This window comes from Brucella intermedia LMG 3301, assembly GCF_000182645.1.
Classification (GTDB): Bacteria; Pseudomonadota; Alphaproteobacteria; order Rhizobiales; family Rhizobiaceae; genus Brucella; species Brucella intermedia.
In genome coordinates this window covers 770,388-794,725 of record NZ_ACQA01000001.1, presented here as the reverse complement: position 1 = coordinate 794,725, position 24,338 = coordinate 770,388, and the positions used below count along the sequence as shown (strand labels likewise).

Below are 24,338 nucleotides of genomic sequence, written 5' to 3'. Positions count from 1 at the left end.
GTGACAGGAGAGATATTGCAGCAACGACGCAGTACCCGCTCCAGAAGTCGCGATTTTCAAACCGGCCTGCCGCTTTTTGATTGAGACACCGGGGCGTTTTGCCATTCCCTGCCTCTTGCCGAAAACAGGCCGACATGAAACAAGCGCAGCCATGAATTATCGTCACGCCTATCACGCCGGAAATTTCGCGGATGTCGTCAAGCACGTCATCCTGACCCGTCTTGTCGAATATCTGAAGCGCAAGGATCAGGCCTTTCGCGTCATCGACACCCATGCGGGCATCGGCCTCTATGACCTGAAAGGTATCGAGGCTGGGAAGACCGGCGAATGGACAGGTGGCATCGACCGCATCGTGGATGCGGTGAAGAAAGGGCAGATCGAGCAGCCAGCGCTGGAATTGCTGGAGCCCTATCTCGCCGCCGTCCGCGCCGTCAACGAAGGCGAAAAGCTTCGTCATTATCCGGGTTCGCCGCTTGTCGTGCGGCATCTTCTGCGCAAGCAGGACCGTTTGTCCGCGCTGGAACTGCATCCGCAGGATTCGGCCAGGCTGGCAAAACTCTTCGATGGCGACTATCAGGTGCGCGTGACCGAACTCGACGGATGGCTGGCGCTTGGCGCGCACCTTCCGCCGAAGGAAAAGCGCGGCATGGTGCTGGTTGATCCGCCTTTTGAAAAGGAAGGCGAATTCGACCGTCTGGTCGACGGGCTGGCCAAGGCGCACAAGCGTTTCGGCGGCGGCATCTATGCGCTGTGGTATCCGGTGAAGGACCGCAGGGAAACCGAACGGTTCACCAAACGCCTGCGTGAAACCGGCATTCCCAAGATCATGCAGATCGAGCTTGCGATTCGCGCGCCTTCTGCAGAACCGCGCCTCGATGGCACGGGCATGATTGTAGTCAATCCGCCTTTTACACTCGAAAGTGAGATGCAAACCCTGCTTCCCTGCCTTACCAAGCTTCTGGCCGAGGAAAAGGGGAGCAATTTCAGCCTCAAGTGGGTGCGCAGCGAGACGGATCGCACTTGACCCGGAGAAATTGCTAGCAGAAACTGCGCCTCGACGAGGCTTCGGTCATCACAGAATTCAGCGAGCTGGCTCGCAATTTCGGACAGGATAGAGATATGCAACGAACCCTGGATCGCATCGGACAGTTTTCACGCGCAGCCGCTTTCGCCGCAGCCGTCCTTCCCCTGACGCTGGCTTCCCTGCCAGCGAGCGCCGCAGACTATCTTGCCCCGGCACCCGCAGGTGTTGCAGATGCGGGTGCGTGCAGCCAGCAGAGCGTGCTGCGCTCCGTGGTTTCCGATTTCGGCTATCAGGTGCGCCACGTCCCGAACCTGCCGCAGGTCGGCATTTCGGCCATGAGCGACGTTCAGCTGACGCGGTATGAGCCGAAGACCAACCCTGCCCAGATTGAGCGCACCTATTGCAAGGCGACCGCCGTTCTGAGCGACGGTCAGTATCGCTCGGTCTGGTATATGGTCGAGGAAGGCCAGGGCTTTGCCTCCATGGGCCGCAACGTCGAGTTCTGCGTCGACGGTTTCGACCGCTGGTATGTATACGACGCCCGGTGCCGCGTTCTTCGCTAGTGGTCTGATCCCGACATTTGCATCCCTCGGATATGAGCGCTGAGCAAATGTCGGAACCAAAAGACCACTGGTATCTGCTCTTGGAATCGCCATGCCGGTCTCCCGCTTTTTTGATTCAGACACTGACGCCTTGAGCAACGATTGAGTGGAGGGCACATGCTGCGGAAGTTTGGCGCTGCTGCGATTACGTTGCTTGCAGCGGCAACGGCGAATGTTCTGGCAGCTCTGCCTGCACGCGCTGATGATATTCCGGGCGAGTTCGATTTCTACGTCCTCGCCCTTTCCTGGTCGCCAAGCTATTGCGCATCGGAAGGTCCGCGCGCCAACAAGCAGCAATGCGGCACCAGCCGGCCATTCGGTTTCGTGGTGCATGGCCTCTGGCCGCAGAACGAATGGGGTTATCCGGCGAACTGTCAGGTGGACAATAACCGAAGCGGCGGCAGTTATGTGCCGCGGCGGATTATTTCCAGCCTGTCGGACATCATGCCTGCTGCGGGCCTCGTCGCCTATCAATGGCGCAAGCACGGCAGTTGCTCGGGCCTTTCACAGAATGATTACTTCGCCACGCTGCGCAACGCTTTCGATCAGGTCAACATTCCGCCCAGCCTGCGCAGTCTGGCCAGCGGGACGGCGGGCGGGCGACGCGTGGACCCTATCCTTGTCGAAAAAGCCTTCATCGCAGCCAATCCCGGCATGAAGCCGGACGGTATTTCGATCAGCTGCAAGCGGAATTATCTGCAGGAAGTCCGCATCTGCATGACAAAGGACCTGCAATTCCGTTCCTGCGATGAGGTGGACGCCAATGCCTGCCCAAGCCGGTCCGTGATGATGCCCGCCACGCAATAGACCCTACATAGCCTGTTCAGGAAATTACGATGACACAGATTCTCTATTCACCCGCCTCGCCCTATAGCGCGAAGGTTCGCATGGCCGCCCATCACGCCGGCATTTCGTTTGAAAGCGTCATCGTCAACACTTCGGCGGAACCGGCGGATCTGATTCAGGCCAATCCGCTCGGAAAGATTCCGACGCTTTTGACGGATGACGGCAAGGCCGTCTTCGACAGCCGCGCGATCACCCAGTACCTGAACCGGGTTTCGGGCAACAAGCTTTTCCCGCGCAATGCGGAAAAGCGTACCGATGCCGAGCGCTATGAAGCCATCGCCGATGGTCTTTGCGACGTGCTGCTGGCCCATGTCTATGAACGGCGGATGCGCCCCGAAGAGAAGGTCCACCAGCCCTGGCTCGACCTGCAATGGCGCAAGGCCGAGCGGGCGCTCGACCTTCTGAACGAAGCGCCGCCCCGCCTTGCGGGCAAGCTGCATGTGGGACATATCGCCGTTGCCGCAGCGCTTGGCTATCTGTCGTTGCGCTTTGAAGGCAAGTGGGAGCGCAACCGCTCCAAGCTCAAGCGCTGGATGAAGCGTTTTCAGGAACTGCACCCGGAACTGACCGAACTTCTGCCGCGCGGCTGATTGGTTTTAAAAGAAGAAAACCCCGGATTTTCCGGGGTTTTCTTTTGCGGATCACTCGCTTTTATCGATCGCCTGCAAAATGCGGTAAGCGGCCTTTATGCGCTCATCGTTTGGATAATTCCGGTTGGCGAGCAAAACAATGCCGGTCTTCTTCGCGGGGACAAAGGCCGCATAGGCGCCAAAACCCTTGGTCGAGCCGGTCTTGTTGATGAACATATCCGCCGAGGGCGCGTGTGGGGGATCGAATTTCTCGATCTTGTGCGATTTCAACGCCATATCCGACGAATTGCCAGCGAGAAGCGTCTTGAGCGTGACCGGATAGGTATAGATTTCCCAGCCGAGGCCCTGATTGTTCGCCCCGACACGGTAATAACCCGTATGCGTGGCGGCGACGGCTTTCTGGAAGTCGGGCGCAAGCGAGGCGCTGTCGATATTCAGCTCCACGAAGCGAAGGAGATCGGGCGCCGTGGTCTTGATGCCATAAGCCTCCGCATCCCGCGTGCCGCTTGCCACCCGGGTCGGCTTGTCGGCCTTGGCGTACCCATAGGCATAGTCCTTCATCCGGCTTTCCGGCACATGGACGAAAGTGTTCTTCAGACCCAATGCGGGCAGAAGCTTCTGCTCCATCAACACATCGAACGGCTGGCCCATGCTGCGCGCTGCGAGATAACCGAACAGCCCGATGCTGGGGTTCGAATAACGGCGCTGGGTGCCCGCCGGGTAATCCCGGTTTCCACTTTCTGAAATAGGCCAGCATGGAACTGTCGTCGGTGACAGCATCGGGGAACTGCAAGGGCAATCCTCCCGGCGTATAGGTTCCAAGATCCAGCATGGTGATCTTGTCGAAACTGCTGCCCGCAAGTTCGGGAGCCCATCTGGTCGCGGGATCGGACGGGGAAAATGCGCCGGTCGCCAATCCATAGCCGCCAAGCGTCGCGGTGAAGGTCTTGCTGATCGAGCCAATTTCGAAAATCGTATCCTCATCGACTTTCTGCCCGCTTTCCTTCGACGCCACCCCGTAACCGAAGAAGTGGCTTTTGCCATCGATGCTTATGGCAACGCCCATGCCGGGGATTTTCTGCCCGGCCATGAGCGGGCGCACGGTTTCATCGACAATGCGGCGAAGTTCCTCATCATTTATAGTGCCTGCCGCCAGCGCGCCGCCGGCGGGGATGATGGCTGAACCAGCAAGGAAACCAATCAAAAGCGTCGTATATTTTCTCATGACAGATGAATAAACCTCATGATTATGCATTCGGCTGCCTCTCAACCGAGACATAGCCGTCGCTGCGCGATCCATTATACTGAAACCCGTTTCCCACGGGATATAAGCCTTTCAGGCCCTGCTGATATACGATGCTTGCGCTGCGGCGACAAACGACGTTATCTAGCATTTGACGTTAGAAAAATTTGGGTCTCCATGGTTCGTCCGCATCTCCCGCTCAATTCGCTACGCGCCTTCGAAGCGTCGGCGCGCCACCTCAGCTTCACCAAGGCCGCGATCGAGCTTTGCGTCACGCAGGCCGCTGTGAGCCATCAGGTCAAAAGCCTTGAGACCCGGCTGAATGTGACGCTGTTCGAGCGCCTGCCGCGCGGGTTGATGCTGACCAGCGAAGGGGAAACGCTGCTCCCCACATTGAAGGACGCATTCGACAGGATTGCCGGAACGCTCGAACGTTTCGAGGCGGGGCATTACCGGGAAATATTGCGGGTTGGCGCGGTGGGGACGCTTGCGGTGGGCTGGCTGCTGCCACGCCTGCCAGATTTCCAGAAAAGCTATCCGTTCATCGACCTGCGGCTTTCGACCAACAACAACCGGGTGGATATTGCGGCGGAGGGGCTGGATTACGCCATCCGGTTCGGCAGCGGCGCCTGGCACGGCATCGATGCAACGCGATTGCTGGAAGCACCCTTGTCGCCGCTTTGCATTCCCGAACTTGCGCGCGAATTGCGAACACCGGCCGATCTTGCGCGCCACACGTTGCTGCGCTCCTACCGTGCCGATGAATGGACGCAGTGGTTTCTGGCGGCAGGCGTCACGGGCGACATGCCCCTGCCCCGAAGCATCATGTTCGATTCGTCGCTTGCGATGATGGAAGCCGCCATGCAGGGAGCGGGTATTGCGCTTGCGCCGCCGCTGATGTTTTCCCGGCAATTGCTGTCGGAAACCATCGTCCAGCCATTCGAAACGACGGTGACGATGGGCAGTTACTGGCTGACGCGGCTGCAATCGCGGGCGGGAACCGAAGCGATGTCGGCTTTTCGCGGCTGGCTGACAGATGCCGCGACCAACTGAGCCCAAAAACGGCGCAACAAAAAACCGGGCAGTTGCCTGCCCGGTTTTCCGTGTTCAATTATCAGATAATTAGAACTTGTAGCCAACGCCGACGCGGATGTCGTGGGTGTCGAGCTTGTTACGGACCGACTCGGTGCCAAGATCATAGGTCTTGTTGCCGAACTGGGTGTAACGGTATTCAACGCGGCCCAGGATGTTGTCCGTGAGCTTGGCTTCCAGACCTGCACCAGCAGTCCAACCAACGCGGAACTTGCTTTCGTCGTCAAAGCCATTGTCGAGCTTGACCTGCTTACCAGCAACACCGGCGGTGATGTATGGCATGACCGGGTTCAGGTCGTAGCCGAGACGGCCACGCAGCGAGCCTTCGAAGCCTTCCTTGACTTCCAGGCCGTTCTTGGACTTCTTGGCCCAGGAGTAGCCGGCGTCGCCTTCAACACCGTATACGAACTGGTCCTGCTGGAAGTTCCAGCCAGCGTAAGCGCCAGCCTTCATGTCGTCCGGCTTGATGCTGCCGTCGGTGTTGGTCTTGACCTTGTTCCAGCCGTAGCCGAGGTACAGACCGGTGTAGCCGCCAGCCCAGCTGTACTGCGGAGCCATTTCGACCGGAGCCGGAACAGGAGGCTGTTCCTGGATGGCGTCAGCAGCGAAAGCAGTCGCAGAGAACGGCAGCAGCGCAGCCGAGGCGATTACGAGAGACTTAAGAGTGCGCATAGCATTCTCCTTACACAAATTACCTTTTGCGCGGTCCCTTATCGGGCGGGCGACATTGGGAGTAATCGTCCATGCCGCGCTGACAGGACCGACATATCGACGGTAATTGCGGCACGAAATGCCCGCTTCTGTGGAGAGAACCTGACGAGAACGTGGCAAAATTGCGATGTTGCATTATCGCAACGCCCGTTGCTGGCACCTATATAGTGGGAGGATGGTGTCGGTGGCGCCGCACGCCGCCCGGCCAGACGAAACGAAGTCGCTGAAATCCCTACAATTTTGTCAGCTATGAATGTTGCGGATGCTATTTTTAGCTGCAATTTTCCGACCGAAGTGGCATGAAATCGATTGAAGAATCTCGATAAGAAAGTGTTTACCGTGTTGAATGATCACGAGCCTCGCCTGCTTGCCAAATGTCCGGTTCTGGTAACCGGCGGCGCACGGCGCATTGGAAAGGCAATCGTCGAAGACCTTGCCGCCCATGGCTTCCCGGTCGCCATACACTGCAATCACTCCGTCGATGACGGCGCGGCCCTTGCCGCAGCCATAAACGAACAAGGCGGAAAAGCCTGTGTCGTGCGCGCCGACCTTGCCTCGGAAACCGATGTCCGCAACCTTGTCCGGGATGCAGCGAAGCAGCTCGGGCCGATCCGGCTTCTGGTCAACAATGCATCGCTGTTTGAAGACGACCGTATCGGGCAACTGGACATGGCACTGTGGGACAAGCACTTTGCGATCCACCTTAAGGCGCCGGTCCTGCTGGCCGAGGAAATGGCGAATGCCCTGCCCGACGGCGAGGACGCGCTTGTCGTCAATGTAATCGACCAGCGCGTATGGAAGCTCAATCCGAACTTCTTTTCCTATACGCTTTCGAAGACGGCGCTGTGGAATGCCACCCGAACCATGGCGCAGGCGCTCGCGCCGCGTATCCGGGTCAATGCAATCGCGCCGGGCCCCACATTGCCGAGCGAACGGCAGAAGCCGGGCGATTTTGAACAGCAGGTCGAACAACTTCTTTTGCAGCGCGCGCCGGAATTGTCGGAATTTGGGCGTACTGTTCGCTATTTCTGGGAAAGCCGCTCCGTCACCGGCCAGATGATCGCCCTTGACGGCGGACAGCACCTGGCATGGGAAACCCCGGATATTGCAGGAATTACGGAATGACTGGAAACCGCAAGAACAATGAGGATGCCGTTGCAAACCTGCCGTCCGATGACGAGCAGGATGTGGCCGGTATCATCATTGGCGACGCGGAGACCGAAGAGGATGACGAGACCGACGATATAGCCGATGTTCCGGCCTCTCCGTCCGCTGCCGATTCCATTCAATGGGATTCCTCGGATGGCCTGCCGGATATTGAAGGCCTGAGCGGTCAGGACATCATCAATGCTTTCGTGAAGCGCCTGCCGAACAATCCGGGCGTCTATCGCATGTTCAACGGCGATGGTGACGTGCTCTATGTCGGCAAGGCGCGCAATCTCAAGAAGCGGGTGTCCAACTATGCGCGCGGGATCGGCCATTCGAATCGCATCACGCGGATGATCCGCGAAACGGTGACGATGGAATTCGTCGTCACCCGGACGGAAACCGAAGCCTTGTTGCTGGAAGCCAATCTCATCAAGAGGTTGCGTCCGCGCTTCAACGTGCTGATGCGCGACGACAAGTCATTTCCCTATATTCTGCTGACCGGCGACCATCGGGCACCCGGCATTTTCAAGCATCGCGGTGCGCGGTCCCGCAAGGGAGACTATTTCGGTCCCTTCGCCTCTGCCGGTGCTGTCGGTCGCACGATCAACGCGCTTCAGCGTGCCTTCCTGCTGCGGACCTGCACGGATTCGGTTTTTGAAACGCGCACCCGTCCCTGCCTTCTCTTTCAGATCAAGCGTTGTTCCGGCCCCTGCACGCGCGAGATCAGCGATGAGGACTATGCCGAACTCGTCAATGAGGCCAAGGCGTTTCTGTCCGGCAAGAGCCAGTCGGTAAAGGACCACCTCGCAACGGCAATGCAGGCCGCGTCGGCGGACCTCGATTTTGAGCATGCAGCCGTTTACCGGGATCGTCTGGCGGCGCTTTCTCATGTGCAATCCCATCAGGGCATCAATCCGCAGACGGTTGAAGAGGCTGACGTCTTCGCCATCCATCAGGAAGGCGGCATGACCTGCATTCAGGTCTTCTTCTTCCGTACCGGCCAGAACTGGGGCAATCGCGCTTATTTCCCCAAGGCGGACAGTTCGCTCGGCCCGGCGGAGGTTCTGGGGGCATTCCTGTCCCAGTTCTATGACGACAAGCCAAGTCCGCGGCTGGTTCTCTTGTCCGAGACGGTTGAGGAGCAATCGCTTATTGCCGAAGCACTCTCGACGCGCGCGGGCCATAAGGTACAGGTCAACGTGCCGCAACGCGGCGAGAAGAAGGACCTTGTCGATCACGCGCTCACCAATGCGCGCGAGGCGCTTGGGCGGCGGCTTGCCGAAACATCGTCGCAGGCCCGTCTTTTGCAGGGTATGGCCGAGACCTTCGGCCTGTCGCAACCGCCGCGCCGGATCGAGGTCTATGATAACTCCCACATCATGGGCACGAACGCTGTCGGCGGCATGATCGTCGCCGGGCCGGAAGGTTTCGTCAAAAATCAGTACCGCAAGTTCAACATCCGCTCGACCGACATTACGCCGGGCGACGATTTCGGCATGATGCGAGAAGTGATCGAGCGTCGCTTCTCGCGGCTGGTCAAGGAACACGGCACGCCGGAAGAACCCGCCGACACCGAAGTAACGGATACGTTTCCAGCCTGGCCCGATGTCATCCTGATCGACGGCGGGCAAGGCCAGGTGGGCGCCGTGCGGCAAATTCTTGGCGAGCTTGGCATCAGCCATCTTGTCAATGCCATCGGCATCGCGAAGGGCGTCGACCGCGAAGCGGGACGTGAACGCTTCTTCGTGGAAGGCAAGCAGGCGTTCACGCTGCCGCCGCGCGATCCGGTGCTCTATTTCATCCAGCGTCTGCGCGACGAGGCCCACCGGTTCGCCATCGGCACGCACCGCGCCCGGCGCAAGAAGGAAATGGTCAAGAATCCGCTCGATGAAATCGCGGGAATCGGCCCGTCGCGCAAGCGTGCGCTCCTGCATCATTTCGGGACCGCAAAGGCGGTTTCGCGTGCTGCGGTCGAGGACCTCATGCAGATCGACGGCATTTCGGAAGCCATGGCGCGGACGATCCACGACCATTTCCGGGATCGATGACACAAACTTGTCCGGGAATCATCTACAAGCGTCATTAGAGCGCATCCTGAAAAGTGTGGAACGGTTTCCGATAAGATGCGCGTCAAAACAAAGGATTAGAGCGCCGATCTGATCCAATCAGATCGAAACGCGCTCTAAGTCGCGGGCGAACATGTTAGCGGGAGTTGATTTTATGTCATATCCCTGTTGATGTGCGACTGACAAACATGCGGCGGAACGAATGCAGAAGAATCATACCCTCTCCCTACCCAATATCCTCACTTATGGCCGGATCATCGCCGTGCCTCTTGTGGTGTTGTGTTTCTTTATCGAGGGACGGCTGGAGTCGAGCGATTTCGCCCGCTGGACAGCTCTCGGATTGTTCGCCGTCGCCAGCATCACCGACTTTTTCGACGGCTATCTCGCCCGCATATGGAAACAGACATCGACCATCGGCCGCATGCTCGACCCGATCGCCGACAAGCTTCTCGTATCGGCCATCCTGCTGCTGCTCGCCGCTGACGGCACGATTGCCGGCTGGACGCTCTGGGCCGCCATCATCATCCTTTGCCGCGAAATCCTGGTTTCGGGCCTGCGCGAATATCTTGCCGAGCTGAAGGTCAGCGTGCCCGTTTCGCGCCTCGCCAAATGGAAGACGACCGCACAGATGATCGCGCTTGCATTCCTGCTGGCAGGCCCTGCCGGTGACAAGATCATGCCCTATGTAACGGAAACAGGCATTGTCCTGCTTTGGGTATCGGCCCTTTTGACGCTTTACACGGGCTGGGATTACTTCAAGGCGGGCCTGAAACACGTGATGGATTGATCCAGTGGCGGTAAAACTCGTCTATTTCGCATGGGTGCGCGAGAAAATTGGCAAGGGCGAGGAGACTATCGAACTCCCCTCACCCAAAACGACCGTCGGTGATCTCATCGGCCATCTGAAATCGCTTGGGCCGGAATATGATGCCGCTTTCGAGCATGAGCATGTCATTCGCGCCGCGATCAATCAGGAACATGCCGAGCATGATGAACTGGTGAATGACGGCGACGAAGTCGCGCTCTTTCCGCCCATGACGGGAGGATGAGATGAGCGGGCAAGCTCCATGCCCACTGTTCGTCGGCATAAGAAGCGAAGATTTCGACACGGCGGCGGAACTGCGCAAGCTCGAACAGGGGCGCACGGATATAGGCGCCATTGTCACCTTTACCGGTCTTTGCCGCGATGAAAGCGGCACGCTTTCCGCGCTGGAACTGGAGTACTATCCCGGCATGGCCGAAGCGGAAATCACCCGCATCGCCCGACAGGCCATCGCGCGCTGGCCGATAACCGCGCTTACGATCATTCACCGTTACGGGCTTATCAGGCCCGGCGAGAACATCGTTCTGGTGGCTGCGGCCTCGTCGCATCGCCACGCGGCTTTCGAGGCCGCGTCGTTCCTGATGGATTACATGAAAACCGATGCTCCGTTCTGGAAAAGGGAGCATCTCGCCGACGGTTCTGTCGGCGGATGGGTATCGTCCAAAGAGGAAGACGAGAAGATACGCGAACGCTGGAAACAGTCATGATCTTCCGATCAGGGGGTTCGCTATTGATCTCAATTTTTCATTTTAATCGCGAATTAACTATTTAACCCCCTAGAATAGTGGGTAATTTAGCTGGCGTGTTCTTGCGCCGCCACAATTTTCACACGAAGATTTCGCTATTGTCGATATCATGAATCAGATGCCGACAGGCGATGATGACAGACAGACTGGAATCCGCATCAGCGCCATCTGTCTTGCAACAAACAACGCATGCGGGAACGGAAGTTTCGGGCTTTAACGATGCGAAATGGATTGGCGAAAACCCTTTCAATTGCGGCGGCACTTGTGGTCGGCATTGGCGCGCTTGGCGGCGCTGCCTTGTTCCTGACCACCTCGATGCCGACAAGCAGCCTGGCGGCGGAAAAGACCGTCAGCGGCAAGGTCGTGTATCGCGAGCGGATCGCGCTGCCGCCGGAAGCAAGCCTGACGGTCCAGCTTTCCGACGTCTCGCTGGCCGACGCCCCCTCGAAGGTCATCGGCGAAACGCGGATCGAATCCGTTCAGGGATCGCCGATCCCGTTTGCCATCAATTTCGATATGGACCAGATCCAGCCCGGCCATAGCTATGCCTTGCAGGCGCGCATTTCGGCGGGCGACACGCTGTGGTTCGTCAATGACGAACGCTATGCGATCGATCCGGAAAACCCCGGCGAACCTGCGGAAATAAAGGTTGTGATGGTGCGCAAGAGCGGTGACGAAGGCGCTGCCATCGGCATCGAGGGCAAGGACTGGCTCGCGGAGGACATTCAAGGCGGCGGCGTGATCGACAATGCCCAGACAACCCTGACGGTTTCGACCGATGGCGCGGTCAGCGGGTCGGGCGGCTGCAACCGCTATTTCAGCAAGGCGACCGTGACCGGGGAAAATATTTCCTTCGCCGAGATCGGATCGACCTATGTCCAGTGCCCGCCTGCCCTCATGAACCAGGAACGCAAGTTCCTCGACGTGCTCGGCAAGACCCGGTCCTACAAGATCGATATGGGCAAGCTCGTTCTCTTCGACGACGAAGGGAAGGAAGTGGCAAGGCTCGCGCAGAGCCTTTGAAACCTGTTTCCACGCATCGCCCAGACAACAAAAAAGCCCGCCGGGAAGGCGGGCTTTTTCTTTATATTCTCGTTGGGATCAGCCGACGATTTCGGTGCCCGAGAACCAGTATGCGATTTCTTCCGCAGCGGTTTCCGGAGCGTCCGAACCGTGTACGGAGTTTTCGCCGATCGACAGGGCGAATTCCTTGCGGATGGTGCCTTCGTCAGCGTTTGCCGGGTTGGTCGCACCCATGACTTCGCGGTTCTTGGCGATGGCGTTTTCGCCTTCCAGAACCTGAACGACCGTCGGGCCGGAAGACATGAATTCGGTCAGTTCGCCGAAGAAAGGGCGATCCTTGTGAACAGCATAGAAGCCTTCAGCTTCACGCAGGCTCATCCAGACGCGCTTCGAAGCGACGACGCGCAGGCCAGCTGCTTCGAGCTTGGCGGTGATTGCGCCGGTCAGGTTGCGGCGGGTCGCATCGGGCTTGATCATGGAGAAGGTACGTTCGATTGCCATTATGACACCTTGTGCTGGAATTTTCAGAAAAGTGAGGCTCTATACCGTCGATAGGCCCGATTGCCAAGAGGCGAACCGATTAGCACCTTGAGACGACAGAAAATTGATTGCATAGATGATGCCGCGCCGATTCAGCCTCGCAGAAGCGGCGCCGACGGGTGGTCAGGGGGTTCTCGTGGAACAGCATTTTCAAATGTTCGCCTATTACAACCGATGGGCAAATGAACTGGTCTATGCCGCCGCTGCCCAGTTGAGCGACGAGGAATACAGGCTCGATCTCGGTCTCTTCTTCGGCTCCATCCATCGCACACTCAATCATCTGCTCGTCGCCGACCGCATCTGGATGAAACGCTTCACCACGGAAGGCGATCATCCGAAGACGCTTGATGCGATCGTTTCCGACAATTTCATCATGCTGCGCGATCTGCGGCAGGCGGAAGACGCGCGCATATGCCGCTATGCGGACGGCCTCGACACACAGAAGCTCGGCGGTCGCTTCAGCTATACTAAACTCAATAAAATGCGCACGATAAGCCAGCGGCTCATGCCGTCACTTGCCCATATGTTCAACCACCAGACACACCATCGCGGACAGATCCATACCGCGTTTACCAGACTGGGAACGGAAGCGCCGTCGCTCGATCTCATGCATTTCCTGCGGACGGAAGGCGGGCGGCGTTTCGCCTGACTGATGTTGATACTTGCGGAAACGCTTCAAGCCGTGCAAAAGCGCTTTCATCATGCTTATCCTTGACGACATCTCCGTAAGAATTGCCGGACGCCTCCTTATCGACCACGCCAGCGTAACGCTGCCGGCGGGATCGAAGACGGGTTTCGTCGGCCGTAACGGCACCGGCAAATCCACGCTGTTTCGCGTCATCACGGGCGATCTCGCACCCGAAACCGGCAGCATCTCCCTGCCGAAGAACACTCGTATCGGCCAGGTCGCGCAGGAAGCGCCCGGCACCGACGAAGCGCTGATCGAAATCGTCATGAAGGCGGACAAGGAGCGCGCGGCGCTTCTGGAGGAAGCGGCCACCGCGACCGATCCGCATCGCATCGCCGAAATTCATACGCGCCTTGCCGATATCAATGCCCATTCCGCGGAAGCGCGCGCCGGCGCCATTCTGTCCGGCCTCGGTTTCAGCGCGGAAGCGCAACGCCAGCCGGCATCGGCCTTTTCCGGCGGCTGGCGCATGCGCGTCGCACTGGCTGCGGTTCTCTTCGCCGAGCCGGACCTGTTGCTGCTCGACGAACCGACCAACTATCTCGACCTTGAAGGCGTGCTTTGGCTGGTCGATTATGTGAAGCGCTATCCGTACACAGTCATTATCATCAGCCATGACCGCGATCTCCTGAACTCGGCCACGTCGTCGATCATGCATCTTGACCAGAAGAAGATCAGCTTCTGGCGCGGCAATTACGACCAGTTCGAGCGGCAGCGGCATGAGATGCTGGAATTGCAGCAGAAGGCCCATGCCAAGCAGGAAGCCCACCGCAAGCACATGGAATCCTTTGTTGAGCGTTTCCGCGCCAAGGCCAGCAAGGCCCGTCAGGCGCAATCGCGCATGAAGGCGCTGGAAAAGCTCAAGCCAATCGAGCTTTATGTCGAAAGCAATGTGCAGCCGTTCCGCTTCCCGGATGCGGAAAAGAAGGCCGCCTCCCCGATCATCGCGCTGGACAATGCCGATGTGGGCTACGTGCCGGGCAAGCCGGTGTTGCGCAATGTGACGCTGCGCATCGACAATGACGACCGCATCGCGCTCCTCGGTTCCAACGGCAACGGCAAGTCGACGCTGGCCAAGCTGATTGCCGGTCGCCTGATGCCCGAAAAGGGCACGCTCACGGTTTCGCCCAATCTGAAGGTTGCCTTCTTCGCCCAGCACCAGCTTGATGATCTGGTTCCGGAGGACAACGCCATCGAGCATGTGCGCAAGCTGATGCCGACGGAACCCGAGGCCAAGGTCCGCGCGCGCGTTGCGCAGATGGGCCTTTCGACCGAAAAGATGCTGACACCAGCCAAGGATCTTTCCGGTGGTGAAAAAGCGCGCCTCCTGATGGGACTTGCGACCTTTCACGGCCCGAACCTGCTCATCCTCGACGAACCGACCAACCATCTCGACATCGACAGCCGCGAAGAGCTTGTGCATGCGCTCAACGCTTTCAACGGCGCGGTGATCCTGATCGCCCACGACCGCCATCTGATCGAAGCCACAATGGAACGGCTGTGGCTGGTCCGCGAGGGCGGCGTGAAGACGTTTGAAGGCGATCTCGACGAGTACCGGCAGATCGTTCTGGCCGACGCGAAGGGAGAACCGGTTTCCGACCGCGACGACAACGCCAGGGTCAACAAGGCCGAGCAGCGAAAACTCGCCGCCCAGAAACGCGAAGCCATGGCGCCGCTGCAAAAAAAGATCAAGGAAACCGAAGCCTTGATCCAGAAGCTGCAGAAACAGATTCAAGTCTTCTCGTCACAGCTCGAAGACCCGGCTCTTTACGAGAAAGAGCCTCAAAAGGCGATCCGGATCAACAAGAAGATGAGCGATGCACGCTCCGCCCTTGCGGATGCAGAGGACAAATGGCTGGAACTCTCCACCGAATATGAAGAAGCGATGGCGGACTGATCCGCCACCGCTGGCAAGTCATTGCGCTGCAGTGGCAATCACAGCACGAAGAAAACTATATAGACCAAACCGATGATCGACGCGCCAGCGATCCGCAGTGCCTTCGGCAACGGGCGCGGTGCGTACCGCACCGCAAGAACTGCGAGAATGGCGGTCAGAATCGGAAAAGCCACGAACATGGCCAGATAGCCGCTCGATCCCTCAAAGGACGAACCGAACCAGCCCAATTCCGCCATCGGAACGAGCGCGACAAAGGCGGCAAGTGCGGACAGCAGCAACAGCAGAATGCGGTCGAAAATCGCAGCGCCCATCTGCGCTTCCTCAGCCTTGAGGACGCAGGCGCGTGCGCATCAATGCATAAAGCCCGAAGGCACCGAGGATCAGGCCGATGGTCGTATAGACCTCGTTGGGCGTTTCCGCCCCTCGCCGCAACACCAGATCGGCCTTTGAAATCTGAAGCCCGTCTGTATTTCCCTGCACCAGACGAAATGCATAAAGCCCCGGAATGACGGGATCGATGTCCCCGGCACTCTGGCGCAGAACACTGCCATCCTGCGGGCGGTCCGTGTTGATGGAACCGGTGGTCGAGGCAAAGTCGAGCCCCTGCGAGAGAACCGGCTGTCCGTCACGGCTGACGGCAAGCGTCACCGCCGAGCGCCGTTCCGCAGGCACATAACCCGGCAGAGGCGTGGCATCGATGAACACGCGCACCGGCCCATCAGCCGCCGACAGCCTGACTTCCTGAATCTTAAAACCGCTCTGCCGGTTTTCCAGCATGGTCCAGCGGCCAATTTCGCTGCCGGTGAAATGGCGCACATACCACGGATAGCCAATGGCAAGACCAAAGCCGGCGACGGCCATCAAGATGAATAGCGTCCTCATTATGCCTTGCGCTCCCAGCGGCGGTCCGGCGTCTGCTGCCAGTAAGTCAAATCGTGGTTCTCCGCCTTGAAACTTTTCCATTGCCCCCGGGCAATATCGAGTTGCTCCTGATCGTGCCCGTCGAACATGACCACAAGGCGTTCATAGGCGTCCGCCTGTTCCAGCCCGGCGCCTTCGACGAGAAAGCGCACAGTCGCGCCATTCGGATTGGCTTCACTGGTGGTCAGCAATACCGGCTGGTGTTCGGGATGAGGCTCCTTGTCGGTGCCATGCGCCACGAAGGACGTGTCGGAAAAGGTCCAGAGCAAGCCGTCAAGCGCATCGCGTCTTTCCTCGCTGACGGTCTGGATCGTGACGCGCCAGCCGCGTGCGAGCGACCGCTCGACCAGGCCGGGCAAGGCTTCATCAAGTGTCGATTCCGTCAGGTGATAGAAGAGGATTTCCGCCATGCACTATCCGTTTCGCGAACGGGTGGAGAAACTGATTCCGCTTCTCCACCCATCCCTTTGTTCAGAAAAGATTTTAGCTTTCGAAATGATCCCGGACAAGGCGGTCCAGCAGGCGGACGCCATAGCCGGAAGCCCATGTCTGGCTGTATTCGTTTGCAGGCGAACCCATGGCCGTTCCGGCAACGTCGAGATGCGCCCAAGGGGTCTCACCGACAAAGCGCTTGAGGAACTGTGCCGCCGTGATCGATCCGCCGTAACGTCCAGCGCTGTTCTTCATATCGGCGAACTTCGAATCGATCATCTTGTCGTATTCGGTGCCGAGCGGCAGGCGCCACAGCTTTTCACCCGTCGACTGACCCGCATCGTAAAGCTGGTCCGCAAGCTCGTCGTCGTTGGAGAAGAGACCGGCATGATACTGGCCGAGCGCGACCATGACCGCACCCGTGAGGGTGGCCAGATTGATGATGAAGCGCGGCTTGAAACGGTCGTTCGTATAGTGCAGTGCGTCGGCGAGGACGAGACGGCCCTCCGCATCAGTATTGATGACTTCAATCGTCTGTCCGGACATCGAGGTAACGATGTCGCCCGGACGCTGGGCGTTGCCGTCAGGCATGTTTTCCACAAGACCGATAACGCCGATTGCATTGACCTTCGCCTTGCGGCCAGCCAGGGCGCGCATCAATCCGGTGACGGCTGCCGCGCCTCCCATGTCGCCCTTCATGTCCTCCATGCCAGCGGCAGGCTTGATGGAAATGCCGCCCGTATCGAACACCACGCCCTTGCCGACGAACGCGACCGGCTTTTCCTTGCTCTTCGCGCCCTGCCATTCCATGACGACAAGACGCGGCGGGCGGACAGAGCCCTGCGCCACGCCGAGAAGCGCGCCCATGCCGAGCTTCTTCATTTCCTTTTCGCCGAGGACTTCGACCTTGACGCCAAGCTTTTCGAGCTTTTCGGCTTCCTGCGCGAACTCCACAGGCCCCAGAATATTGGCAGGCTCGTTGACGAGATTGCGCGCCTGGATAACGCCGTCCGCCACCGCTTCGGCGACTTCGAGGGCCCGCTTCGCAGTGTGGGCATCCGCAACGCAGATGTTGATCTTCGCGGCGTGTTTCGGATCGCCGTTTTCCTCATCGTTCTTGCGCGTCTTGTAGCGTTCGAACTTGTAGGAGCGCAGCATCATGCCCAGCGCCAGATCGGCAGCTTCATCACCGGCGATGGTGGTTTCAGGCAGTGCCAGCGTCACGGTTGCGCGCTCCGCCTTGCCGATTCGTGAAAATGCCGCGCCGCCGATCTTCAGCCAGTCGTCATTGCCAAGCTTGCCCGGCTCGCCGACGCCGACCAGAACGATCTTGTCGACACCGCTGGAAGTCGTCTCGATCGCTTCCGCCGTCTTGCCCAAAGCACCGGTGAACCCGGAAATTTCAGCAATACGCTTGATCTTTTCCGCACCGCCAGCAGCCGCGGCCGCCTCGTCCGCAAAGCCGCCGCCCTTGGCGACGAGGACGATGGACACGCCTCTTTCCGGCACTGCAAATTCGCTGAAAGAGATCGAAGGACGTTTAGACATGACAACTCCAAACCTGATGTCGATTTAAGAATGACACGATTGTGTCGCGACTTTTCCCCACTCATGTGAGACGAATATGGCGAAACAGCAAGAGTGGAACCAAGATTGTTCCAGTTTTAGGCCGAGGAAAACCGTGCAAGACACAATTGCGAGCCTGTCTTACCCGCTCCATGCAAAAACTGGTTGCCTTGAGCCGACTCATCGCTCATTAACGGGACCGTCAACAGGAACACGAGAGCTGGCATCTTCGTGATGGTTTTAGTAGTCTGTTAACCGCGTTTATTGGGTCAATCTTAGCCAAGCGTCATTAAGTTTAGTCATTGTCACGAGTGCCGCAGCCTTTTTCGGATGCGCGCTCCTTCAACGGAACCGGGATGTAGACTCCACCTATGCGATTGATCGAGTTGTACATCCTGCGCCGGGTGGCGATCATGTTCCTCGCAGTGCTTGGCGCTGCGGTCGGGATCACCTGGACCGTGCAGGTGCTCCAGCGCATCGACTTCCTGACCACAAGCGGCCAGACATTCCAGACGATCGTTCAGTTCAGTTCGCTGTTGATTCCATCGGCTATTCCGCTCGTGATGCCGTTTGCGCTGATCATTGCGATCACGCAAACGCTGTCTACCATGAACCAGGATTCCGAGCTGGTCGTCATCAATGCGTCCGGCGCACCGCGCAGCGCGGTCATGCGCCCGATCCTGATTCTTGCCGCCGTCATTTCCGTCGTGTCGTTTCTGGTCGCCAACTATGTCGATCCCTATGCGCGCATGAACATGCGCGCCATGATCGCCAATGCCAGCGCCGACCTCATGAATGTCATCGTTCAGGAAGGCAATTTCCGCAAACTTGCCGACAATCTCTATATCCAGGTGGCGGAACGACGCGCCGATGGCAGCATTGGCGGGCTTTTCATCGCCGATTCCCGCGATCCGGCGCTCGATCTCATCTATTATGCCGCCGATGGCGCGATTGCTTCGACGCCGACCGGCGACATGCTGCTGATGCAAAACGGCGAGGTGCAGCGCCGTGACGTGTCGGATGGCACGGTTTCGATTATCAAGTTCAATTCCTATGCGTTCGACCTCAGCCAGTTTGCCTCGGCCGGGGATGATTTCGTCATCTATGCCAAGGACCGTCCGCTTTCCTATCTGCTGAACCCGGACCCGAACGACCCGATTCTTCAGACGCGGCCGCTGCGCTACAAGGCCGAATTGCACCGGCGGCTGACGCAATGGCTCTATCCGGTTGTGTTTGCGATGATTGCGCTGGCGTTCGCAGGCGATTCCCGCTCGCATCGCGAAGCCCGCGTGTCGGCGTCCTTCTCGGCGATCAGCACCGCTCTTCTCGTCTATTGGGCAGGCTATTTCGCCTCTGACCGCGCCGACAAGGATGCAGGCTATATCGTCCTCATGTATCTGGTTCCGGCCGCCGTCATTCTCGTGACGGGCTTCGCGCTCGCCACCGGGCGGCGGATCGGCCTGCCGGACAAATGGAACGACCGCATTCTCGACGGTTTCGACAGTTTGAGGCGCCGGGGCTCGGCGCTCTATGCCCGCCTCACCGGACGTTCGCGCAATAATGCCGGAGGAAAGGCATGATCGGCTGGACGCTTGGGCGCTATTTCTTCATCCGCTATGTGCAGATCACCTTCTATTTTCTGCTCGGCATTTTCGCCTTGTCGCTGCTGCTCGATTTCACCGAGAATGCGAGCAAGCTTTCAAACCTGCCGGACTATTCCGTGTGGGCGGCGCTTGGCCTTTCCGCCATGCGCGTGCCCTTCATCATGCAGCAGATGATCCCCTTCGTCGCCCTGTTCTCGGCAATGGCGACGCTCATTTCGCTCAACAGAAAATATGAGCTGGTCGTCGCACGCTCCGTCGGCGTGTCGGCCTGGCAGTTCCTTCTGCCCGCCTGTTTCGGCGCGTTCCTGTTCGGCCTCGCCACGATCTTCATTCTCAATCCCTTCGCCGCCTATGGCTTCGCCAAGGCCGATGAAATCGCATCGACATGGAAGACCGGTAAGACTACCGACGTTTCCGCGCTGCGCGATCCGTGGCTGCGCCAGAAGACCGATGAAGGCGAGACCATCATCGGCGCGAAAAGCATTCTGGATCAGGGCGCGACGCTGGCCGACGCGACTTTCATCCAGTTCGATGAGAAAAAGAACATCAGGGAACGTTTCGACGCGCGCAGGGCGCAGCTCAGGGACGGTCACTGGGAACTTACCGACGTGACGCGATTCGCGCGCGGCGAAGAGCCACAGAAAATGGCGAGTTTCCAGATCGAGACGCAGCTGCGTCCCGAATATGTGGAAGAGAAGCTCGCGACGCCCGACACGATCCCGTTCACGCAGTTGCGCCACAAGATCGAGGTCGCGCGTTCCTTCGGGTACTCCGCAAACGCATTTGACATGCAATACCAGTCACTTCTGGCTTTGCCGGCATTGCTGATGGCGATGACTCTCATTGCTGCAACAGTGTCGTTGAAATTTGTGCGATTTGGTCAGTCAGGAGCTATGATTCTGGGTGGCGTTATCGCAGGCTTCATGCTTTATGTCGTTTCGGTGCTGGTGAAGGCATTCGGGAATGCGGGATTCGTTCCGCCATTCGTGGCTGCCTGGGTACCGGTTATTATCGCGACATTTTTTGGTGTCTCCTTTTTGTTGCATAAGGAGGATGGTTAGTGGGTTCGAGTAACGCCCGCATGGTATTGCCCCATTCGCTCTCACGCCTGACGCGCGGGACGGCCTTGGCGTGCGTCCTTGCTTTACCTTTCATTTCTGTCGCAGCCCTGCCCTCACCCGCATTGGCACAGGACGCTCTCGGCGCCAATTACCAGAGCGATCCGAATGCGCGCATGCTCCTGCAGGCCGACGAACTCGTCTATGATCGTGACGTTAATACCGTCACGGCTCAGGGCAAGGTGCGCATCGAATATGACGGCAATCATCTTGTCGCCGACAAGGTGACCTACAACCAGCAGACGCGGCGCATGACCGCGACGGGCAATGTCGAGATCGTCGAACGCGACGGCAACAAGATCTACTCCGACCATATGGACGTCACCGACAGTTTCCGCGACGGCTTCGTGAACGGCCTGCGCGTCGAGACGACGGATAACACCCGTTTCGCCGCCGAAAGTGCCGAACGCAGCAATGGCGAAATCACGACGTTCAACAACGGCGTCTATACGGCCTGCGAACCCTGCGCGAAAAATCCTGACAAGCCTGTTCTCTGGCAGATCAAGGCGCGCAAGATCATCTGGAACAGCACGACCAAGACGGTCCGCTTCGAACATGGCCGCTTTGAATTCTTCGGCATGCCACTTGCCTATTTCCCGGCATTCGAAATGGCCGACCCAACGGTGAAGCGCAAGAGCGGCTTCCTGTTTCCGGGCTTCTCCTACAAGGACGATCTGGGCGTCGGCATCAAGAATTCATATTTCTGGGCGCTCGCCCCGAATTACGACCTGACGCTTTCCACGACTGGCTACACCAAGCAGGGCTTCCTGACGGAAGCCGAATGGCGTCACCGCCTGGAAAACGGCACCTACAATCTTCGCATCGCGGGCATTCATCAGAACAAGCCGGGTGAGTTTGATGTCAACACCGTTGACCGCGAAGAAGACAATCGTGGCATGGTCGCCTCGAAGGGTGATTTCGAGCTGAATTCGCGCTGGCGCTTCGGTTGGGATGTGATGGCGCAGACCGACCGCAACTTCAGCCGTACCTACAGCATTGACGGTTATAATGCAGGCACGCAGGTCTCCAAGATTTATCTGCAGGGGATCAGCAATCGCAATTATTTCGACCTGAACTTCTATCGCTTCAATGTGCAGGAATCGCTGCTGTCGAACAATCCTAATGAGATGCACTCGAAGCAGCCGTGGGTATTCCCGAGCCTCGATTACTCCTACACATTGCCGGAACCGGTCTATGGCGGCGAGTTGAACTTCAATACCAATCTGCAGGTTCTCTATCGGCAGAATGCGAATTACGCCGGAAGGTTTATTAACGTTCTGGAAGATGGCCGTTGGGTTCAGCGACCCAATCCGTATCCCCGCGTTCCCGGCTTTGACGGTACCAATGCGCGCCTGACCACTGAAGCGGAATGGAAGCGCACTTTCATCACGCCTGCCGGTCTGGTCATCACGCCCCTGCTGGCACTGCGCGGTGATGCGATTGGCGCGAACACGAACTTCAACCTGACGGATGCCGGCTATACGGATGCGGTCGTGCGTTCGGAAGCGCTTCGCGCCATGGCGACAGCCGGGCTTGAACTGCGCTGGCCGATCCTGTTCTCGTCCACCAGCTCGACCCACATTATCGAGCCGATCGCGCAGCTTTATGTTCGCAACAACGAACGCTATGCGGGTGAGTTGCCGAATGAAGACGCCCAGAGCTTCGTCTTCGACGCGACCAACCTGTTCTCGCGCGACAAGTTCTCCGGTTATGACCGTGTTGAAGGTGGCACGCGCGCCAATCTCGGTCTGCGCTATTCGGGCAATTTCAACAATAGCGACTGGGCTCTTTACGCCCTCGGCGGCCAGTCGTTCCAGCTGGGTGGCGTCAATTCGTTTGGCACAAGCGACTTCCTGAATGTCGGCGCAGATTCCGGCTTGCAGGATGCACGCTCCGACTATGTTGCCATGATCGGCACGTCCAACTCGACGGGTCTCGCCCTCGCTGCCCGCGGACGCTTCGACAAGGACAGCTTCTCGGTTCGTCGCGGCGAACTTGAAGCCCAGCAGAGCTGGCAAAAGCTGACGATCTCCGCGCAATATGCCTATATCGCGCCTCAGCCTGCTTACGGATATAACGATCTCCGTCAGGAAGTCACGGGTGCGGCCACAGCGCGCATCAACACGAACTGGCGCGTTTTCGGTTCGGGCACCTATGATCTGGTTTCCGAAACGCTGGTGCGCGCATCGTCTGGCCTTGCCTATGATGACGAGTGCTTCACTTACTCGATGAATTACGTCCAGACCCGTAACCCGGGCGATGACAAGGCGTCCCATGGCGTCGGGTTCAATATTTCGCTGCGCACATTGGGTGATATAGGCAGCGGTAACCAGACATTCTAAACTTGAGGGACCGGAAGCGTTGGAAATGCTTCCGGTCTTTCCATTTCATTCGACAAAGAAATTTTACACTTCACAGCTTAATCCGGCGTCCTTTTTGCAGTATTCAGAGGATGCAAGCTTCGCAAAATAGTTTTTGGGTCATTGTTTCGCCGCACTAGCTCATCTATACAGGCAGCTTATGATCAGCCGCTGATATGATTTTTGCTCGGCTGGATAGCGGCAATGACCATGATGGGATATGTCCGGTAAGGATTGTCGTTCGTCGACCGGAAGGAATCGGGAAAGAAAGATGATGATTGCAAGACCTCTCTTCGCCTCCATGCTGAGCGCCGCAGTCTGCCTGACGACGCTTGGGACGGTTGCAGCTCCCGCATTTGCGGCTGGCGCAGGTTCTGAGGTCAAGGTCATCGTTTCCGGCAATGCCATCACCAACAGCGATATCCAGCACCGCGTGGCCTTCTTGAAGTTGCAGCGCAAGGGCGGCAATCTCGCTCAGGTCGCCAAGCAAGAGCTGACCGACGAGATGCTTAAGCGCATCGAAATGAAGTCGCGCGGCATCGACATTTCCGACCGGCAGGTTGACGAGGCCTATGCAGGATTTGCCACCCGCAACAAGATGAGCCTGGCGCAACTGAACCAGTTGATGAATCAGTCGGGCGTGACGCCGGATCATTTCAAGAAATACATCATGGTGCAGATGGGCTGGGGCCGTCTCGTCAGCGCACGCTTCCGCGCAACCGGCATGGTCAGCGAGCAGGAAGCCGTCCAGCGCATGTTGAAGGACGGCGGCAAGAAGCCTGTCGCAACCGAATATCGCCTGCAGCAGGTCATTTTCGTGGTGCCTGCCTCGAAGCGCTCCCCTGCCTTGCTTGCCAAGCGCAAGCAGGAGGCCAACGCGCTCCGTTCGCGCTTCCAGAATTGCGACGCTACCCGCCAGCAGGCCAAGGGCATTCTTGACGTGACCGTTCGCGATCTCGGCCGCATCATCGAGCAGCAATTGCCGAACGAATGGTCGAAAGCGATCAAGTCCACTTCGGTCGGCGGCACCACCCCCCCGCAGGAAACCGAAAAGGGCGTCGAATTCCTGGCTGTCTGCTCGACCCGACAGGTATCTGACGATCGCGTTGCGCAGCTGGTTTTCTCCATGGAGGGGGCGGATTCCCCTGCCGGACAGGAAAAGAAGGCCGAACAGCTCAGCGAAAAATATCTGGGCGAACTGCGCGAGAAGGCGAAAATCATCAATCGCTGACAGTCAGCGCATCTTTCGATCTGATTGACTGCCGCTTTGACTGTTTGTTTTGGGCGCATCTTTTCC

The 24,338-nt window shown here is 58.3% G+C and carries 23 protein-coding genes and 1 pseudogene; 17 read left to right on the top strand and 7 right to left on the bottom strand.

Annotation, left to right across the window (positions count from 1 at the left end; translation table 11 throughout):
• Nucleotides 1-151 precede the first annotated feature (151 nt).
• From OINT_RS03725 to OINT_RS03710, 4 genes are all read left to right on the top strand, one after another.
• The gene (locus OINT_RS03725) at nucleotides 152-1,024 is read left to right on the top strand and encodes a 23S rRNA (adenine(2030)-N(6))-methyltransferase RlmJ (RefSeq protein ID WP_039852475.1); all 873 of its coding nucleotides are present in this window, start codon (nucleotides 152-154) and stop codon (nucleotides 1,022-1,024) included.
• A 95-nt stretch (nucleotides 1,025-1,119) separates the two neighbouring features.
• Entirely contained in the window at nucleotides 1,120-1,587 is a 468-nt protein-coding gene (locus OINT_RS03720; RefSeq protein WP_006466434.1) for a phage portal protein, read from the top strand.
• A gap of 156 nt (nucleotides 1,588-1,743) precedes the next feature.
• On the top strand, nucleotides 1,744-2,433 hold the full coding sequence (locus OINT_RS03715; RefSeq protein WP_006472442.1) for a ribonuclease T2 family protein: 690 nt from the start codon (nucleotides 1,744-1,746) through the stop codon (nucleotides 2,431-2,433).
• Nucleotides 2,434-2,462: 29 nt separating this feature from the next.
• Nucleotides 2,463-3,062 carry a glutathione S-transferase gene (locus tag OINT_RS03710; RefSeq protein WP_006466432.1) on the top strand — a complete coding sequence of 200 codons (600 nt, stop codon included), beginning with the start codon at nucleotides 2,463-2,465 and terminating at the stop codon, nucleotides 3,060-3,062.
• Nucleotides 3,063-3,113: 51 nt separating this feature from the next.
• Here OINT_RS03710 and blaOCH read toward each other — a convergent pair.
• Nucleotides 3,114-4,287, bottom strand: a pseudogene (blaOCH, locus tag OINT_RS03705) (OCH family extended-spectrum class C beta-lactamase).
• Nucleotides 4,288-4,482: 195 nt separating this feature from the next.
• Here blaOCH and OINT_RS03700 point away from each other — a divergent pair.
• Nucleotides 4,483-5,358, top strand: coding sequence for a LysR family transcriptional regulator (locus OINT_RS03700; protein WP_006472444.1), 876 nt, complete (start codon nucleotides 4,483-4,485; stop codon nucleotides 5,356-5,358).
• Between the two features lie 69 nt (nucleotides 5,359-5,427).
• On the opposite strand, the gene omp25 is transcribed toward OINT_RS03700, so the two are convergent.
• Nucleotides 5,428-6,069 carry an outer membrane protein Omp25 gene (omp25, locus tag OINT_RS03695; protein ID WP_006472445.1) on the bottom strand — a complete coding sequence of 214 codons (642 nt, stop codon included), beginning with the start codon at nucleotides 6,067-6,069 and terminating at the stop codon, nucleotides 5,428-5,430.
• Nucleotides 6,070-6,417: 348 nt separating this feature from the next.
• On the opposite strand from omp25, the gene OINT_RS03690 reads away from it, so the two are divergent.
• The 6 genes from OINT_RS03690 (at nucleotide 6,418) to OINT_RS03665 (ending at nucleotide 11,915) form a co-directional block, all read left to right on the top strand.
• A complete protein-coding gene (locus tag OINT_RS03690; protein ID WP_006466428.1) occupies nucleotides 6,418-7,233 on the top strand; it encodes an SDR family oxidoreductase in 816 nt (271 codons plus the stop codon).
• The gene (gene uvrC, locus OINT_RS03685) at nucleotides 7,230-9,305 is read left to right on the top strand and encodes an excinuclease ABC subunit UvrC (protein ID WP_039852471.1); all 2,076 of its coding nucleotides are present in this window, start codon (nucleotides 7,230-7,232) and stop codon (nucleotides 9,303-9,305) included. Before OINT_RS03690 ends, uvrC begins: the two co-directional genes overlap by 4 nt.
• A 220-nt stretch (nucleotides 9,306-9,525) precedes the next feature.
• Nucleotides 9,526-10,110 carry a CDP-diacylglycerol--glycerol-3-phosphate 3-phosphatidyltransferase gene (pgsA, locus tag OINT_RS03680; RefSeq protein WP_006466426.1) on the top strand — a complete coding sequence of 195 codons (585 nt, stop codon included), beginning with the start codon at nucleotides 9,526-9,528 and terminating at the stop codon, nucleotides 10,108-10,110.
• Between the two features lie 4 nt (nucleotides 10,111-10,114).
• Nucleotides 10,115-10,372, top strand: a complete 258-nt coding sequence (gene moaD, locus OINT_RS03675) for a molybdopterin converting factor subunit 1 (protein WP_006466425.1) — start codon at nucleotides 10,115-10,117, stop codon at nucleotides 10,370-10,372.
• Between the two features lies 1 nt (nucleotide 10,373).
• Entirely contained in the window at nucleotides 10,374-10,853 is a 480-nt protein-coding gene (locus OINT_RS03670) for a molybdenum cofactor biosynthesis protein MoaE (protein WP_006466424.1), read from the top strand.
• A 258-nt stretch (nucleotides 10,854-11,111) separates the two neighbouring features.
• Nucleotides 11,112-11,915 (top strand): YbaY family lipoprotein, encoded by an 804-nt coding sequence (locus OINT_RS03665; RefSeq protein WP_021587839.1) that lies wholly within the window; start codon nucleotides 11,112-11,114, stop codon nucleotides 11,913-11,915.
• Between the two features lie 78 nt (nucleotides 11,916-11,993).
• Here OINT_RS03665 and ndk read toward each other — a convergent pair whose 3' ends face one another.
• Nucleotides 11,994-12,416 (bottom strand): nucleoside-diphosphate kinase, encoded by a 423-nt coding sequence (gene ndk / locus OINT_RS03660; RefSeq protein ID WP_006466421.1) that lies wholly within the window; start codon nucleotides 12,414-12,416, stop codon nucleotides 11,994-11,996.
• A gap of 175 nt (nucleotides 12,417-12,591) precedes the next feature.
• Here ndk and OINT_RS03655 point away from each other — a divergent pair, with 175 nt between their 5' ends.
• The gene (locus OINT_RS03655; RefSeq protein WP_039852912.1) at nucleotides 12,592-13,104 is read left to right on the top strand and encodes a DinB family protein; all 513 of its coding nucleotides are present in this window, start codon (nucleotides 12,592-12,594) and stop codon (nucleotides 13,102-13,104) included.
• Between the two features lie 52 nt (nucleotides 13,105-13,156).
• Entirely contained in the window at nucleotides 13,157-15,040 is a 1,884-nt protein-coding gene (locus OINT_RS03650) for an ABC-F family ATP-binding cassette domain-containing protein (protein WP_039852910.1), read from the top strand.
• 38 nt (nucleotides 15,041-15,078) lie between these two features.
• Here the strand turns inward: OINT_RS03650 and OINT_RS03645 are convergent, their stop codons facing one another.
• The 4 genes from OINT_RS03645 to OINT_RS03630 all read right to left on the bottom strand — a co-directional run bounded on the left by OINT_RS03645 (nucleotide 15,079) and on the right by OINT_RS03630 (nucleotide 17,941).
• Entirely contained in the window at nucleotides 15,079-15,351 is a 273-nt protein-coding gene (locus OINT_RS03645; RefSeq protein ID WP_039852468.1) for a hypothetical protein, read from the bottom strand.
• Between the two features lie 10 nt (nucleotides 15,352-15,361).
• The gene (gene bspB, locus OINT_RS03640) at nucleotides 15,362-15,922 is read right to left on the bottom strand and encodes a type IV secretion system effector BspB (protein ID WP_006466418.1); all 561 of its coding nucleotides are present in this window, start codon (nucleotides 15,920-15,922) and stop codon (nucleotides 15,362-15,364) included.
• On the bottom strand, nucleotides 15,922-16,371 hold the full coding sequence (locus OINT_RS03635; RefSeq protein WP_006466417.1) for a DNA polymerase III subunit chi: 450 nt from the start codon (nucleotides 16,369-16,371) through the stop codon (nucleotides 15,922-15,924). The genes bspB and OINT_RS03635 overlap by 1 nt, the downstream gene beginning before the upstream one ends.
• Nucleotides 16,372-16,444: 73 nt before the next feature.
• Nucleotides 16,445-17,941 carry a leucyl aminopeptidase gene (locus tag OINT_RS03630; RefSeq protein ID WP_006466416.1) on the bottom strand — a complete coding sequence of 499 codons (1,497 nt, stop codon included), beginning with the start codon at nucleotides 17,939-17,941 and terminating at the stop codon, nucleotides 16,445-16,447.
• 389 nt (nucleotides 17,942-18,330) lie between these two features.
• Between OINT_RS03630 and lptF the strand changes: the two genes are divergently transcribed.
• The 4 genes from lptF (at nucleotide 18,331) to OINT_RS03610 (ending at nucleotide 24,272) form a co-directional block, all read left to right on the top strand.
• The gene (gene lptF, locus OINT_RS03625) at nucleotides 18,331-19,539 is read left to right on the top strand and encodes an LPS export ABC transporter permease LptF (RefSeq protein ID WP_006466415.1); all 1,209 of its coding nucleotides are present in this window, start codon (nucleotides 18,331-18,333) and stop codon (nucleotides 19,537-19,539) included.
• Complete coding sequence (gene lptG / locus OINT_RS03620) at nucleotides 19,536-20,624, top strand: LPS export ABC transporter permease LptG (RefSeq protein ID WP_006466414.1); 1,089 nt, start codon at nucleotides 19,536-19,538, stop codon at nucleotides 20,622-20,624. Before lptF ends, lptG begins: the two co-directional genes overlap by 4 nt.
• A gap of 20 nt (nucleotides 20,625-20,644) precedes the next feature.
• Nucleotides 20,645-23,023, top strand: coding sequence for an LPS-assembly protein LptD (locus tag OINT_RS03615; RefSeq protein WP_039852466.1), 2,379 nt, complete (start codon nucleotides 20,645-20,647; stop codon nucleotides 23,021-23,023).
• A 289-nt stretch (nucleotides 23,024-23,312) separates the two neighbouring features.
• Nucleotides 23,313-24,272 carry a peptidylprolyl isomerase gene (locus tag OINT_RS03610; protein ID WP_039852464.1) on the top strand — a complete coding sequence of 320 codons (960 nt, stop codon included), beginning with the start codon at nucleotides 23,313-23,315 and terminating at the stop codon, nucleotides 24,270-24,272.
• Nucleotides 24,273-24,338 lie beyond the last annotated feature (66 nt).